General features: G+C 51.7%; 11 protein-coding genes. 7 read left to right on the top strand and 4 right to left on the bottom strand.

Annotation, left to right across the window (positions count from 1 at the left end; translation table 11 throughout):
• Window positions 1-61: 61 nt before the first annotated feature.
• From trpD to lgt, 3 genes are all read right to left on the bottom strand, one after another.
• Window positions 62-1,093 carry an anthranilate phosphoribosyltransferase gene (gene trpD, locus NQ012_RS07055; RefSeq protein WP_257066896.1) on the bottom strand — a complete coding sequence of 344 codons (1,032 nt, stop codon included), beginning with the start codon at window positions 1,091-1,093 and terminating at the stop codon, window positions 62-64.
• 56 nt (window positions 1,094-1,149) lie between these two features.
• Window positions 1,150-1,734: an aminodeoxychorismate/anthranilate synthase component II gene (locus NQ012_RS07050; RefSeq protein WP_257066894.1), complete on the bottom strand. Its 585-nt coding sequence runs from the start codon at window positions 1,732-1,734 to the stop codon at window positions 1,150-1,152.
• Between the two features lie 68 nt (window positions 1,735-1,802).
• Window positions 1,803-2,660: a prolipoprotein diacylglyceryl transferase gene (lgt, locus tag NQ012_RS07045; RefSeq protein WP_257066892.1), complete on the bottom strand. Its 858-nt coding sequence runs from the start codon at window positions 2,658-2,660 to the stop codon at window positions 1,803-1,805.
• A 753-nt stretch (window positions 2,661-3,413) separates the two neighbouring features.
• Between lgt and putP the strand changes: the two genes are divergently transcribed.
• Window positions 3,414-4,910 carry a sodium/proline symporter PutP gene (gene putP / locus NQ012_RS07035; RefSeq protein WP_257066891.1) on the top strand — a complete coding sequence of 499 codons (1,497 nt, stop codon included), beginning with the start codon at window positions 3,414-3,416 and terminating at the stop codon, window positions 4,908-4,910.
• A 328-nt stretch (window positions 4,911-5,238) separates the two neighbouring features.
• On the opposite strand, the gene NQ012_RS07030 is transcribed toward putP, so the two are convergent.
• The gene (locus tag NQ012_RS07030) at window positions 5,239-5,895 is read right to left on the bottom strand and encodes an OmpA family protein (protein WP_257066890.1); all 657 of its coding nucleotides are present in this window, start codon (window positions 5,893-5,895) and stop codon (window positions 5,239-5,241) included.
• 306 nt (window positions 5,896-6,201) lie between these two features.
• On the opposite strand from NQ012_RS07030, the gene glyQ reads away from it, so the two are divergent.
• From glyQ to NQ012_RS07000, 6 genes are all read left to right on the top strand, one after another.
• The gene (gene glyQ, locus NQ012_RS07025; protein ID WP_257066889.1) at window positions 6,202-7,107 is read left to right on the top strand and encodes a glycine--tRNA ligase subunit alpha; all 906 of its coding nucleotides are present in this window, start codon (window positions 6,202-6,204) and stop codon (window positions 7,105-7,107) included.
• Between the two features lie 79 nt (window positions 7,108-7,186).
• Window positions 7,187-9,037: a lipid A export permease/ATP-binding protein MsbA gene (gene msbA / locus NQ012_RS07020; protein ID WP_257066888.1), complete on the top strand. Its 1,851-nt coding sequence runs from the start codon at window positions 7,187-7,189 to the stop codon at window positions 9,035-9,037.
• A 92-nt stretch (window positions 9,038-9,129) separates the two neighbouring features.
• Window positions 9,130-12,717, top strand: coding sequence for a glycosyltransferase (locus NQ012_RS07015; protein WP_257066887.1), 3,588 nt, complete (start codon window positions 9,130-9,132; stop codon window positions 12,715-12,717).
• A gap of 66 nt (window positions 12,718-12,783) precedes the next feature.
• Window positions 12,784-14,148: a DUF2142 domain-containing protein gene (locus tag NQ012_RS07010; RefSeq protein WP_257066886.1), complete on the top strand. Its 1,365-nt coding sequence runs from the start codon at window positions 12,784-12,786 to the stop codon at window positions 14,146-14,148.
• A gap of 13 nt (window positions 14,149-14,161) precedes the next feature.
• Window positions 14,162-15,109, top strand: coding sequence for a glycosyltransferase (locus NQ012_RS07005; RefSeq protein WP_257066885.1), 948 nt, complete (start codon window positions 14,162-14,164; stop codon window positions 15,107-15,109).
• Window positions 15,102-15,518 carry a GtrA family protein gene (locus NQ012_RS07000; protein WP_257066884.1) on the top strand — a complete coding sequence of 139 codons (417 nt, stop codon included), beginning with the start codon at window positions 15,102-15,104 and terminating at the stop codon, window positions 15,516-15,518. The genes NQ012_RS07005 and NQ012_RS07000 overlap by 8 nt, the downstream gene beginning before the upstream one ends.
• The last annotated feature ends 353 nt before the right edge of the window (window positions 15,519-15,871 follow it).

Below are 15,871 nucleotides of genomic sequence, written 5' to 3'. Positions count from 1 at the left end.
GGCGGTATGCGGATTGTGGTTTCGATATTTTTAATTTTTTCAGATGGTTATATTGATACGGCTATTGCGCGCAGCTTTGCGTGTAGGCCGTAAATTCGGCCTGCTTGGCTTTGGCTTTGCCCGAGTCGATGGCTTCGGCGGCGGCTTGAACGCCGCTTGCCAGCGAGGGGACTACATTGCCCGCATACAGGCAGGCGGCGGCGTTGAGCAGCACGATGTCGCGCGCGGCACCGGATTCGCCGGCCAAAACGTGGTTCATCAGGGCGAGCGATTCGGCGCTGTTGTTGACGCGTATGCCGTCGAGGTTGGGATAGATGGTCAAACCGAATTGCTCGGGGGAAATATCGTATTCGCTGATGGTGCCGTTATGCAGCTCAGCCACGCGGGTGGGGCCGGTAACGGTAATTTCGTCGAGGCCGTCGCTGCCGTGCACCACCAAAACGTGCTGCGAGCCGAGTTGTTGCAGCACGCGCGAGAGTATGCCGCACAAGTCGATGTGGAACACGCCCAAAAGTTGGTTCGGTGCGCCTGCGGGGTTGGTGAGGGGGCCTAAAATGTTGAAAATGCTTCTGAAGCCCAGCGAGCGGCGCACAGGGGCGACGTGGCGCATGGCGCTGTGGTGGTTGGGGGCAAACATAAAACCGATGCCGATACCGTCGATGCTACGGCCGACTTGTTCGGGCGTTAAATCGAGGTTGGCACCCATTTGTTCGAGCACGTCGGCGGCACCGCTCGACGACGATACCGAGCGGCCGCCGTGCTTGGCCACTTTTGCGCCGGCGGCGGCGGCTACAAACATGGCGGTGGTGGAAATGTTGAACGTTTTGGCGCCGTCGCCGCCGGTGCCGACGATGTCGACCAAGTGCGCTTTGTCGAGAACGGGCACGGGTGTGGCGAACTCGCGCATCACGGCGGCGGCGGCGCTGATTTCGGATACGGTTTCCACTTTGATGCGCAGGCCGGTCAGAATGGCGGCAAGCTGTTCGGGCGGCACTTGGCCGCTCATGATCTGACGCATCAGGGCGGTCATTTCGTCGTAGAAAAGTTCGTTGTTGTCGATCAGGCGGGCGATGGCCTGTTGGGGGGTAATCATCGGTTTTCCTTGAGAGTGGGGCGTTTCAGACGGCCTGTGTTTGTTTGGGTAAGGTTTCAGGCCGTCTGAAAGCCTGCAAATTCTTTTAAGAAATTAGCCAGCATTTCATGGCCGTGCTCGGTGAGCAGGGCTTCGGGGTGGAACTGTACGCCTTCGATAGGCAGCGTTTTGTGGCGCACGCCCATGATTTCGCCGTCGTCGGTCCAGGCTGTGATTTCGAGGCAGCTAGGCAGTGTGGGGCGGTCGATAACGAGGCTGTGGTAGCGGGTGCAGGTTACGGGGTTGGGCAGATTGCGGAACATGCCTTTGTTCAAATGATGCACGGGCGATACTTTGCCGTGCATCAGCGTTTTTGCGCGCACGACGTTGCCGCCGAAGGCTTCGCCTATGGTTTGGTGTCCCAAGCAGATGCCCATAACCGGCAGTTTGCCGGCGAAATGCTGCATGGCGGCCACGGAAATGCCTGCTTCTTTGGGCGAGCAGGGGCCGGGGCCGATAACCAGATATTGCGGTTTGAGGGCGGCGATTTCTTCGAGCGTGATATCGTCGTTGCGGCGCACTTCCACTTCTTGGCCGAGTTCGGCGAAATACTGCACGATGTTGTAGGTGAAGCTGTCGTAGTTGTCTATCATTAAAAGCATGATGTTTCAGCCTGTTATCGTTTTTAAAGATGCCGTCTGAAACGGCGCGGCGTTTGATAAAGCGATTTTCAGACGGCCTTTTCGTTGCGTTTGCCGAAATAGATAAAGCCGATGATGCCGATAATAATCATCGGCAGGCTCAGCCATTGGCCCATCGACAGGCCCAGCGTGAGCAGGCCGAGATAGTCGTCGGGCTGGCGGGCGAATTCGGCGATAAAGCGGAACACGCCGTAGCCTGCCAAAAACACCATCGAAACTTGCCCGACGGGGCGCGGTTTGCTGGAAAACAGCCACACAATCACAAACAAGCAGATGCCTTCGAGCGCAAATTGGTAAAGCTGCGAAGGATGGCGCGGCAGCATACCGTATTGCGCCAGCCAGGCAGCCCATTGTGGGTTGTGGGCGGCGGCTGCGGCGTCTTCATAGGCGGCTTGCGGAAAGCCCATCGCCCAAAAGGCGTTGATGTCGGTTACGCGGCCCCACAGTTCGCCGTTGATAAAGTTGCCGATGCGGCCGGAAGCCAAACCCAAAGGCACCAGAGGGGCAACGAAATCGGCCACGCGCCAGAAGCCGGTTTTGTATTTGCGGCCAAACAGCCACATGGCAACCAACACGCCCAAAAAACCGCCGTGGAACGACATGCCGCCTTCCCACACTTTCAAGATATCGGCGGGGTGTTCCATATAATATGAAAACTTATAAAACAAAACATAACCCAAACGGCCGCCGAGAATCACGCCGAGCACGCCCCAGGTGAGGAAATTGTCGAGCATTTCTTTGGTAAACACTTGGCCGCCGCGGTCGATGCGGCGCCGGCCCAGCCAGATAAACAGAACGAAGCCGACGATGTAGCTGAGCGCATACCAGCGTATCGCCAACGGGCCGATGCTGATTAATTCGGGGCTGAACTCTGGGTGTATCATCATAACGGAATACCTTGTGCGGGTGCGTTTGCGGGCAGCCATTATATAGCGGAAAAACTTATTTTTGCCACAAGGCAGCACGAAGCCTTTGTAAAACTCATTGAGGCCGTCTGAAATGTTTGATTCCGTCATTATCGGGCTTGACCCGATAATCCAGCATTTGCGTTTAGGAGAAAGGTGAATATTTCAGAAATATCCGGCGCTGGATTGCCGGGTCAAGCCCGGCAATGACGGGCTGGTGCTGCCGGAAACCGTATATCTGCGTTAGGTTTTCAGATGGCCTGAAGGAAGTTTTGCAAAGGTCTCGGTACAAGTAGTACAGCAAGGCGCAGCAACGCCGCGGCAGAAATAAAGTTTTTCGCGATAACAGAGGCCGTCTGAAACGCAGGAAGCAGGTTGAAACGTGCGGGCTTGTGCTGTGGCCGAACGGTGTGTTTTCAAACGGTTAACTTCGTCTAACCAATCTTGACGGATAGCGGCGCTTCGGGTTAAATGCCGCAGCAATACCCGCCGCAACATATTGCGGCAGGCATTGCCCGCCGTTTCAGACGGCCTGAGACCTTTGCAAAACCCCCATCTGCGGTGCATTTCTGCGTTGTGCGTTTATGCCCTTTAGGGTACTGCCCGCTCGCTTGCCTAACTCCCTGTTATGTCTGCGCTCGCTGCGCTGCTACGCCTTGAACTGCATCCACATCTAGGGGTTTTGCAAAAGTCTCGGCCTTTTCAGAAAAATATTTGAGAATTCAAGAGGTTTTTATGGGTGCATTTAATCCGATGTACGTTACTTTCGGCATCTATCTGGTGGCCGTGTTGCTGATTGGTTTGGCAGCGTACTTTTCTACCCGCAATTTCGACGACTATATCCTCGGCGGCCGCAGTTTGGGCAGCTTCGTTACCGCGATGTCGGCGGGCGCTTCCGATATGTCGGGTTGGCTGCTGATGGGCCTGCCCGGCGCGATTTACGCCTCCGGCCTGAGCGAAGCGTGGATTGCCATCGGCCTGACCGTAGGCGCGTATTTCAACTGGCTGTTGGTGGCCGGCCGCCTGCGCGTACACACCGAATACAACAACAACGCGCTCACGCTGCCCGATTATTTCTTCCACCGTTTCGGTGCGGGCGGCAGGGCCATGAAAGTGATTTCCGCCTCCATCATTCTGTTTTTCTTCACGATTTACTGCGCTTCGGGCATCGTGGCGGGTGCGCGCCTGTTTGAAAGCCTGTTCGACGTTACCTATACCCAAGCCATGTGGCTGGGCGCGGGCGCAACCATTGCCTATACCTTTATCGGCGGTTTTCTGGCCGTGAGCTGGACGGATACCGTGCAGGCTACGCTGATGATTTTCGCCCTCATCATTACCCCGGTTATGGTGTATCTGGCCTTGGGCGGCGCCGATGAAATGAGTGCCGCCATCCAAAGCGTGGCCGCCACCACCGGCAAAGAATACGGCAGCCTGCTGGCCGGTACCACACTGATGGGCATTATTTCCACTGCCGCATGGGGCTTGGGCTATTTCGGCCAGCCGCACATTCTCGCGCGCTTTATGGCCGCCGAAAACGTGAAATCGCTGGTGTCCGCCCGCCGCATCGGCATGACTTGGATGATTCTGTGCCTCGCAGGCGCGTGTGCCGTGGGTTATTTCGGCATCGCCTATTTCGGCGGCCACCCCGAACAGGCGGGCGCGATGGCAGGCAACAACGAGCGCATCTTTATCGCCCTGACCACCATTTTGTTCAACCCGTGGATTGCCGGCGTGATTCTTTCCGCCATTCTCGCCGCCGTGATGTCCACCCTGTCGTGCCAGTTGCTGGTGTGCTCGAGCGCAATCACCGAAGACTTCTATAAAGGCTTTTTGCGCCCCAACGCGCCGCAACAGGAATTGGTATGGATCGGCCGCATTATGGTGTTGGCCGTGGCCGTGATTGCCATCGTCATCGCCGCCGACCCCGAAAGCAAAGTGTTGGGCTTGGTGTCTTACGCTTGGGCAGGCTTCGGCGCCGCATTCGGCCCGGTGGTGATTTTGTCGGTATTCTGGAAACGTATGACCGCCGCCGGCGCACTGGCCGGCATGATTGCCGGTGCCGTTACCGTGGTGGCGTGGAAGCCCTTAACCGGCAGCAGCCTCTATGAAATCGTGCCCGGATTTATTGCCTGCTTTATCGCTATCGTAGTGGTGTCGCTGATGGGCAAGGTTTCAAAAGAAGTGGAAAACAAATTCGAAGAAGCCGACAAGGCTTATCAGGCCGCAAAATAAGCGGATTGGCAGGCCGTTTGAAGTTCAGACGGCCTGAACGATCTGCAAAGTTCTAGACCGAGGCCTTTGCAAAAATACCTCAAGGCCGTCTGAAATGCTTAAATTCCGTCATTCCCGCGTAGGCGGGAATCCAGCCTTAGAATTATCAAGCATTTTATTTCAATAACTTATGAAAAAAACGACTGGATTCCCGCCTGCGCGGGAATGACGGGAAATAAATTTTTTGTGATGTTTTTTTAATTTTGCAAAGATCTCAAGCCGTCTGAAAAATAAAATAGAAAAAGCCCGGGTATAACAACCGGGCTTTTTCTATGAGACAAACAACAGCTTATTCCAGAACCACTTCCACACGGCGGGCTTCGGCGTTGTTGCCGCTGCCTTCTGCATTTTCAGGTTTGCGCAGCTCGATTTGCGATTCGGGCACACCCAAACCCAACAGGGCATCGCGCACGGCAAAAGCGCGTTTTTTCGACAGCTCTTCGTTTTTCGTGCGGTTGCCGGTGGCATCGTGGAAGCCCGAAACCACGGCTTTTTTGCCTTCTTTCGCGCCGGCCAGCACGTCTTTCAGGGCTTCTTCGGCATTGGCGGCCAAATCGGCTTTGCCGGTGGCGAAGTAGAATTTCACCACGCCGTTTTCAACCACTGCTTGTGCGCCGTCGCTCACCGTAACGGTTTGGGTGTCGGCCAGAATCTGTTCGGCGGCGGCGCCGGAAGCAGAAGACTCGGCAGCGGATGCGGCGGCAGGTGCGGCAGCCGAAGCCTCAGAAGGTGCAGAGGCCTGCATTTCGGGAGCGGAAGCAACCACAACGGTTTCCTCAACTACTACCGCCGAAGCTTCTTGGCCGTAGCCGGGCGAGCCTTCGATTTTGCCGTTTTCCCAACCCCAAACGGCGTAAAAAAGAATCGACAATACCGACAGTGCCGCTGCGCCGCCGGCAATCCATAAACCGATGCGCTGTTCTTTGTGGTCGTTGTTGTCCGACATTTCCTTTTCCTTTGAATAGATTATGAATAGATGAAAAACCTGCCGCATTATACCCAAAAATCCGCGCAAAGAAAGTATGAGACCTTTGCAAACAGCTATCTGCGACGCATTTCTTCGTTGTGCGCTGCCACGCCTTGAACTGCATCTGCATCTGAGGGTTTTGCAAAGGTCCCGGTATGGCGGCCGCACCCGTGCACGCCGCATCGGGCGGCAGGCTGGGACAGGCTGTGCCGCAAGCCTATCCAAAAACCTGCCGAAACAGTAAAATGCAGGCTTTTCTTGATTATCTGAACTCCGGCAACCATCATGCTCACCTTCCAACAAATCATTTTCAAACTGCAAACGTTCTGGGCCGACAAAGGCTGCACCATCATCCAACCTTTCGATATGGAAGTGGGCGCGGGCACCAGCCACCCGGCCACTTGCCTGCGCGCGCTCGGTCCCGAGCCGTGGTTCGCCGCTTATGTGCAGCCTTCCCGCCGCCCCAAAGACGGCCGCTACGGCGACAACCCCAACCGCCTGCAACACTATTACCAATTTCAGGTGGCCTTAAAACCTGCGCCGGCCGATATTCAGGATTTATATCTGGATTCGCTGCGTGAGCTGGGCATCGATCCTAAAGTGCACGATATCCGCTTTGTGGAAGACGACTGGGAAAACCCCACCCTCGGCGCATGGGGTTTGGGCTGGGAAGTGTGGCTCAACGGCATGGAAGTTACCCAGTTCACCTATTTCCAGCAGGTGGGCGGCATCGACTGCTCGCCCGTGCTCGGCGAAATCACCTACGGCATCGAGCGTTTGGCCATGTATCTGCAAGGCGTGGAAAACGTGTATGACTTGGTGTGGAGCCGCACGCCCGACGGCCAAACCGTTACCTACGGCGATGTGTACCACCAAAACGAAGTGGAGCAATCCACCTATAACTTCGAATACAGCGATGCCGAATGGCTGCTGCGCCAGTTTAACGACTACGAAGCCCAGGCCAAACGTTTGCTTGAAGTGGAAGACGCGGGCCTGGCGCTGCCCGCCTACGAATTGGTGCTCAAGGCCGGCCACACGTTCAACCTGCTGGATGCGCGCGGTGCGATTTCGGTAACCGAACGCGCCGCCTATATCGGCCGCATCCGCGCCTTAAGCCGCACCGTGGCGCAGAAGTTTGTGGAAAGCCGCGAGAAACTGGGTTTTCCGCTGCTGAAACGGCAAGCCGCTTAAAACAAGGTTTCAGACGGCCGCAAGCCTTTGCAAGCCGTCTGAAAACGCCTTGCAACATTTTTCAAACGGCTCGGACTTTATGATAGAAAAACTCACCTTCGGCCTCTTTACCAAAGAAGATTCGCATAACTTTATGCGGCTGATGAAATATGTGCGCCCGTATAAAGGCCGCATCATTTGGGCATTAATCGCCATCTTCGGCGTGGCCGCCACCGAAAGTTATCTGGCCGCCTTTATCGCGCCTTTGGTCAACCAGGGTTTCGCCCCGCCCAGCGCCCCGCCGGAACTCAACACCGCCACCGGCATCATTGCCACCCTGCAAAACTGGAAAGCGCAGTTCACCTATATGATTTGGGGCACGCCCGAAAAAGTTTGGGTGGTGCCGGTGTTTTTCATCATTTTGGTGATGATACGCGGCGTTTGCCGCTTCGCCAGTACTTACCTGATGACTTGGGTTTCGGTGATGGCCATCAGCCATGTGCGCCGCGATATGTTTGACAAAATGCTGTTGCTGTCGTCGAAATTCCATCAGGAAACACCGTCGGGCCATGTGTTGATGAATATGGTTCAGATGGCCGAACAATCCATCAGCAACGCCAGCAACGTGTTTATCACCCTTACGCGCGACACCTTGATCGTTATCGGCTTGGTGTGCGTACTGCTGTATCTCAACTGGCAGCTCAGCCTGATTGTGGCGCTGATGTTTCCGCTGCTGTCGCTGCTATCGCGCTATTACCGCAACCGCCTCAAAAGCATCATCGCCAGCTCGCAGCAAAGCATCGGCACGTTGAATAACGTGGTGAACGAAGTCCATCAGGGGCACCGCGTGGTGAAACTGTTCGGCGGCCAAAAGCAGGCGGCCGACCGCTTTGCCGAAGTGAACAACACCATCGTGCGCTTGGGCAAAAAAATCACCCAAGCCACTGCCGCCCGCTCGCCGTTCAGCGAGTTAATCGCCTCTTTCGCTTTGGCGGTGGTGATTTTCATCGCCCTTTGGCAAAGCCAGCAAGGCTATACCACCATCGGCGAATTTATGGCCTTTATCGTGGCCATGCTGCAAATGCTCAGCCCGATTAAAAACCTCGCCAACATCAGCATCCCCATGCAAACCATGTTTCTGGCTTCAGACGGCGTTTGCCAGTTTTTAGACACCGAGCCGGAAAAAGACACCGGCACACAAACCCTGCAAAACGTTTCAGGCCGTCTGAAATTTGAAAATATCGACGTGCGCTACCATGAAGACGGCAAAAAAGCCTTGGACAACTTCAATCTGGAAATCCGCCCTGGTGAGCGCGTGGCTTTGGTGGGCCGCTCCGGCAGCGGCAAAACCACCGTGGTGAACCTGCTGCCGCGCTTTGTCGAACCCAGCGCCGGCACGGTTTACCTCGACGGCACCAATATCGCCGACCTCACCCTGACCAATCTGCGCGCGCAGTTTGCGCTGGTGTCGCAAGACGTGTTCCTGTTTGACGACACCCTGCTGGCCAACGTGCGTTACAGCCGCCCCGAAGCGAGTGAAGAAGAAGTGCTGGCCGCGCTTAAAGCCGCCAACCTGCAAGACTTGGTGGACAACTCGCCGCACGGCCTGCACCAACCCATCGGCGCCAACGGCAACCAACTCTCGGGCGGTCAGCGCCAGCGCGTTTCCATCGCCCGCGCCATTTTGAAAGATGCACCGATTTTATTATTGGACGAAGCCACCAGCGCACTCGACAACGAATCCGAACGCCTGGTGCAGCAAGCCTTGGAAAACCTGATGCACGGCCGCACCAGCATCATCGTCGCCCACCGCCTGACCACCATTGAGCAGGCCGACCGCATCATCGTGATGGACGACGGCCACATCATCGAGCAAGGCTCGCATCAAGAACTGATAAACAAAGGCGGCTATTACGCCGCATTGAGCAATATGCCGAAAACGGGCGGTTAAGCCAGCCCTCTTTGTTTTAACCGCCATATTGTATTTTCAGACGGCCTTACCGTTGCATAAAAGGCCGTCTGAACCTCAACCGAAAGCATGTCATGAATACCACCAAACAACCGCTCGTTTCTGTGATGATTCCCTATTACAACTGCGAGCAATACATCGCCGAAACCATCGCATCGGTGGAAGCGCAGCACTATCCCAATATCGAAATCATTATCGTAGACGACGGCTCAAGCGCAGAAAGTGCGGCATTCTTGGCCGGATTGCTGAAGAGCAAACCCGCCATACGCCTGGCCGCCCAAAACAACCGCGGCGCCGCCGCCGCCCGCAACCACGCCGCCCGCTTGGCCAAAGGCGAATATTTTCTGTTTCTCGACGCCGACGACCAAATCCTGCCCGACTATATTCAAAAAAGCGTAGCCGTACTGGAAGGCAACCCTGATTGCAAGCTGGTGTATCCGCAGGCGGAATTTTTCGATGCTAAAGAAGGTTTTTGGCAGCTGCCGCCTTACGAAGGCATCAAAAGCCTGTTGACCGGTAACCGCTTCCCCTCATCCGTTTCCATGCACAGAGCAGCCGATTTCAAGGCTTTAGGCGGATTCGACGAAAATTTTGCCACCCATGAAGACTGGGATTTCTGGATCCGCCTGTTAAGCGGCGGCGGCAAGGTTTACCAAATACCCGAAGTGCTGTTCCGCTACCGCAAACGTCGAGACGGCTCGTCGCTGATAGACCAATTGGAACAAAATACCGACCTGATCCGGGAAGACTGGCAGCATATTTACGAAAAACACCGCAACTTGTTTCTGCAATACCATTTGGGCTATTGGGACCATATCCAAACATTGATGCAGGCTTGGCAGCTTGCCGCCGACAACGGCCGCCTGCAAAAACAAAACGAAGCAGAACAAGAGCACAACCGGCAATTACAGGCTGACTTATCCCAAGCCTTGCAGCAGGCCGACTCTTTACAGCAACAATCGGCAGATTTGCGCCAACAACTTAGTACCTTACAACAGGAATCAACAAATTTGCACCGACAGCTTGATGCTTTGCAGCAAGAAAAACACCAGCTTGAACAAACCGTTACCGAATTAAACAGCCAAAACACCACTTTAAGCCAACGTATCCAGCACGAACTGCAAAACCTCGCAAAATATAAAGGCTTATGGACCGTCAAAGCATTCAAACCCATTGTCAAAACCGAGCAGGCCATCAGTTCGGCTAACCGCTACCGCAAGGGCTTCCGCTTACTGGTGCGTGAAAAAGGCAGTATCGGCAAAGCATACCAATATTTGCGTAGGAATTATAAACAAACCCGCTCAATTAAAAGCCTGAAACAGATTTTAAAACTTGCCGGCTCGAACCAAACATTCAGAGAGCAAACACCGATGCCGGAAGTTTTCAAACAAAAGTTAACAAAGCAGGCCGATAAAATATTTTCCCAAAAAGTAGCGATTATTGCCGAGTTGAGTATCCCGCAATGTAAAAAGTACCGCGTTATTCAAAAGCAGGAAATGTTGCAGGCAATGGGTATTCCTTGCTCGGTAACATCGTGGACAGATTTTGATGAAGCCAAAAAGCAGATTTCTTTAGCCAGCTTGGTTATTTTTTACCGCGTTCCGGGGTTTGATTCTGTGATGGCATTAATTGATGAGTGCCGCCGTTTAAATATCAAAACGTTATGGGATGTGGACGATTTGATTTTTGATGCGGAAACCTTGCAAATCAGCAGCACTATCAATTCGCTCGACAAAGCAGAGAAAGAAGGGCTGATCAATGGAGCCGGGCTATACCGAAAAGCCATGCTCGCCTGCGATGAAGGTATTGCTTCGACTTCAGGCTTGGCCCAAGCCATGCGCGAAGCGGGTATGAAAAACGTTTATGTGGTTGAAAACGCACTTGATGAAGAAACTTTAGTTGCCGCACAGCATATTAATGGCCGTCTGAAAGATAAAACCGACAGCTTGGTACGGATTATTTACGGCTCGGGCACGAAAACCCACAATATTGACTTTTTGGAGGCCGCTCCCGCCCTTGCGGCAACATTGAAAGCCAACCCGAACGTTATGTTTAGAATCATCGGGTATTTGGAACTCCCTGAATATTTCGATAGCGTGAAAAACCAAATCGAGCGCATTCCTTTTTGCAACTACACAGAATACCTAACCTATTTGTCGGAATGCGATATCAGTATTGCACCGTTGGAAAATTTCATTTTTAACGATGCTAAAAGCAATATCAAATACCTCGAGGCATCCATTACCAAAGTTGCCTCTATTTGTTCGCCACGGGCCGCGTTTGCCGATGTAATCAATCATGGCGCAAACGGGCTGCTTGCCGATAACGAACAGCAATGGTTCGATGCATTCGATACTTTGATTAAAAATGCCGAATTACGCAAAAATATGGCCGAAGCGGCTTACCGAAGTGTAACCGATTCATATGGTTCGGCCGCTATCGGCAAACAAATCGCAGAGGCCGTAAATTTCGAGCCGGTTCGCAACGATGGCAAAACCAAAATTTTATCGTTTAATGTTTACTACTATCCGCAATCTTTCGGCGGAGCAACCGTTGTTGCCGAGCAGTTGAATAAATTATTGGCAGAACATGAAACCCATGAAGTTTATGCCGTTACCACTTTACCGCCAACAAGTTACCTGCCGCCTTATAATGTAATCCGCTACGAATATCGGAATGTAACCGTATTCGGCGTCGCCGTGCCGGGAGGAGACCAGGCAAGCTACGATAATCCGCGTTTCAGCGCATTAGCAAAAGACATCATCGAATTGGTCCAACCAGACATCGCCCATATTCATTGTATTCAAGGCATGGGAGTGGGTATTGTTGATTTATGCAAGCAAAAGCAAGTAAAAACCGTTGTTACGCTGCATGATGCTTGGTGGATTTGTTCCAATCAATTTATGCTCGATGAGAATAACCGCTTCCGCGAGCAATGGGATAACGAAGAAGACGAGCGCAGCCGGACGGTTGGAGCAGCATTGGGCAAAATCGATATGTTGCTTGCCCCAAGCAAATATTTTGCCGGGGTGCATGAAAGAAAGCTGGGGCGGTCTGTTTATGTTAATAAAAACGGAGTAACACGGCCGCTTGCGGATATGGAGAAACGCAGAAACGGTACTGTCCGTTTCGGTTATGTGGGCGGAATGACACCTATTAAAGGCGTACATTTGATTTTAGAAGCATTTAAGCGGCATAACTTTCAAGGAGCCGAATTGGTGGTTGTGGACAATATGCTTAATGTCGGCTCCCAATCATTTTTCGACCGGGATTTCAAAGGTATTCAAAACTACCGGATTGTTCCGGCTTACAATCAAGACACCATCGACCAATTCTTCTCTGAAATAGACGTGTTGCTATTCCCAACACAGTGGAAAGAAAGTTTCGGGTTAACTGTGAGGGAAGCTGTTTTACGCGATGTTTGGGTTATTGCCACCGATGCGGGCGGCGTTTCCGAAGACATTATCGACGGCGGGAACGGTACGATTATCCCGTTTGACAGCGATGCAGAAACTCTTGCCCAAGTCATACGCAACGTTTGCAAACGTTACGATGAAATACCCGAAGGTACGGTTATCAACCTGCCCAAAGACCATATCCGAACCTTTGCCGAGCAGCAGCAGGAATTGTCGGAAATGTATCGGAAGCTTTTGGCTGAATAAATGTTTCAGACGGCCTTGATGTTACAGGCCGTCTGAATCGGTTTCATTTTCAAAAACGGATAAACCATGAATGATTCCCTAGTAGGCAAAAACAGCAATACCGTTTTGATTGGATGGTTATTTTTTATCTCAGTAGTGCTGACTTTATTGGTTCCTTCTTTTCAAGCGCCCGACGAAATCAACCATTTCGGACGGGCTTTGGGTTTGGCTGACGGCCAAATTTTTGCCAAAGGTGGGGCAATCGAAGTCGATAGTACGTTTACCCGGATATTTTCCATGCAGTCTGAATTCAAATTCCAATATGATTTCAAAAACACGCGCGCATTGCAGCATCATCTTGAACACCTGCCTTGGACGCACCAAACTGATTTGCTCAGTCTCCCCAACACGGCGGTTTATTTTCCGCTGGTTTACGTTCCCCAAGCTATTGGGGTACTGATTGCCAAATTATTTGGTTTATTACCTTACGCCACTTATCAGGCAGCCAGATTGTCCGCCATCGCCATCAGCTTTTTGTTATTGCTGTGGGCAAACCGCATCCGCACCATCCCACCGTTGGTCATCATGCTGCTGGGACTGCCGATGTCACTGTTTCTAACCACCTCTGCCAGTCCCGATGGTGTGTCGTTTGCACTGACCACACTGGCAGCCGCACTGTTTTTAAAAATTTACCATCAGCAAAGTCAAGAAGGCCACCTGAAAACAGCCTGTTTGCTTGCTGCGGTAATTTTTGCCATCATCACAGCACGTATCAATACTTTTCCGATTCTGCTACTGTTTCCATTTTTGGCTCTATATCGGAAATTGTCGGCAAAACAAGCAGCAGTTGTGTTTTCCGCTACGTTTTTATCGGCGCTCGGCTGGGTGGTTTATGCTTTTAAAAGTATCGCGGCAGACGGAGGCTTTTTCGTTAATTCGGGCATGACAACAGGCCAAAAAGCGGTTTATTATCTGCAAAACCCTAGCAGGCTTGTGAAAATTTTCGCCGACACCCTGTCCCATCCCGATGTCAATCACGGCTATTGGACACAATTTATCGGCGTACTGGGCTGGCTGGATACCCCCTTAGTACGCGGTTACTATTTTATTTTTTCCGCCTTACTGGTTGTTGGTATGATTATTTATTACAACAAAGACAAGAGGTTGCTTGTACTTTCTATATTTCTCTTGCTTGTCATTAATCTGCTGACCCATTTTATCTTGTTGGTTTCATGGACCAATCTGAACGATTTGACCATCCAAGGCGTACAGGGCAGGTATTTTATTCCCATTTTTATTTTGGTAGCATATCTTTGTTCCGATGATGGCGCACATATTTTTGCAAAAAATCACATCACCGCCAAATTGAAGCTGTGGCTTCCGTTTGCGTTTATCTTTCTCTCCGGCATCGCACTCGTAAATGCCGTGACCAACCGATATTTATTGAATTAACTGAAAAAATACCATGAACCACTTATACAGAAACCAAAAAATCGCCCTGATTGTGCCCTGCTACAATGAAGGCGTAACCATCTACAAAGTCGTAACCCGTTTCAAACAAGCCATGCCGGAAATCGGGTTGTACGTGTTTGACAATAACTCCAAAGACAACACCATTGAAGAAGCCCTCCGTGCAGGAGCAGAAGTCGTATCTGTGAAGCACAAAGGCAAGGGTAACGTTGTGCGCCGCATGTTTGCCGATGTCGATGCGGATATTTATGTGATGGTGGACGGCGATAATACTTACGAAGCGGAAGCTGTGCATAAATTAGTCGATAAATTGATTGACAATAAGTTGGACATGGTGGTCGGCTGCCGTGAAGTTGCGCCGGAAATTGCTGAATTGGCCTACCGATCCGGTCACCAATGGGGTAATAAAATGCTCACGGGCACGGTAATGAAAATCTTCGGCGGCCAGTTTACCGATATGCTTTCCGGCTACAGGGCTTTCAGCCGCCGCTATGCTAAGTCGTTCCCTGCGCTGGCGCGAGGCTTTGAAACCGAAACCGAATTGACCGTACATGCGCTGGAATTGCGCATGCCTTACGGCGAAGTGATGACCGTTTATTCCGAACGCCCCGAGGGTTCGGAAAGTAAGCTCTCAACCTATAAAGACGGATTTCGCATTCTGAATATGATTATCCGTCTGTTTATGCGGGAAAAACCGGTATTGTTTTTCGGTATTATCGGCGCGGCGTTTGCCTTGCTGTCAGTATTGTTCGGTTTGCCAGTCATCGGTGAATTTATTGTAACGGGGCTGGTACCGAGACTACCCACCGCATTACTGGCTGCATCCTTAATGCTGATTGCCGTAGCTTGTCTGTTTACTGGTTTGATTCTCAACGGTATTACCACCGGCCGCCGTGAAAACAAACGCTTGTTTTACCTGAATACCGCCGTACGCCATGATTAAAACTGCTTTAAACCATTCTGCTTTGCGCCAAATCGTCTTGTTCGGTATGGTTGGCGGAATAGGTTTTATTGCCGATACACTGGTGCTTTACCTGCTAAAGGGAACTATCGGCCTGTATTGGGCACGCTTGTTTTCCTTTGTTGCCGCCGTATGGGTTACATGGCTGCTCAACCGCAGCTTTACGTTCCACGAAAAGCGCTATCGTCAATGGAATCAGGAATTTGCCTATTATTTTCTGTGTATGATAGGCGGCGGTATGATCAACTTAGTAGTTTATATACTTTTGGTTTCGCAAAGTGCCGCCTCTGCTCAATACCCAATCATCGGCGTAGCGGCAGGTAGTATTGCGGGCATGGTTGTAAATTTTTTAAGTGCCAAATTTTTTATTTTTAAAAGCAGGAAAAACTGACCGCTTCAGTTTACGTATAATCAGCCCATCTTTTTTCAGACTGCCTGCATCATAATCGGCCATAGGCTGTCTGAAAAACATATCGACAAACCCATAAAAAACACTTATGAATACGAGAAAACCCAAGTGGAAGTGCGCTTCGTCCAAGAAACCGTTTGGCTATCGCAGACACAGATAACACAACTGGTCGACAGAGACCAATCTGTTATTTCCCGCCATATCAACAATGCTGTTGATGAAAGCAAAATCAGAGAACAAAGCAATATGCAAAAAAAATACATATTACTTTTGCCAACCGCCCTGTTACCTTTTATGACCTTGAAACCATTATTTCAGACGTGTAGGTCGGATTC

This window comes from Neisseria dentiae (assembly GCF_024580525.1).
GTDB classification, from domain to species: domain Bacteria; phylum Pseudomonadota; class Gammaproteobacteria; order Burkholderiales; family Neisseriaceae; genus Neisseria; species Neisseria dentiae_A.
Note: the sequence above shows the minus strand (reverse complement) of the source record. Positions and strands in the feature narration are given on the sequence as shown.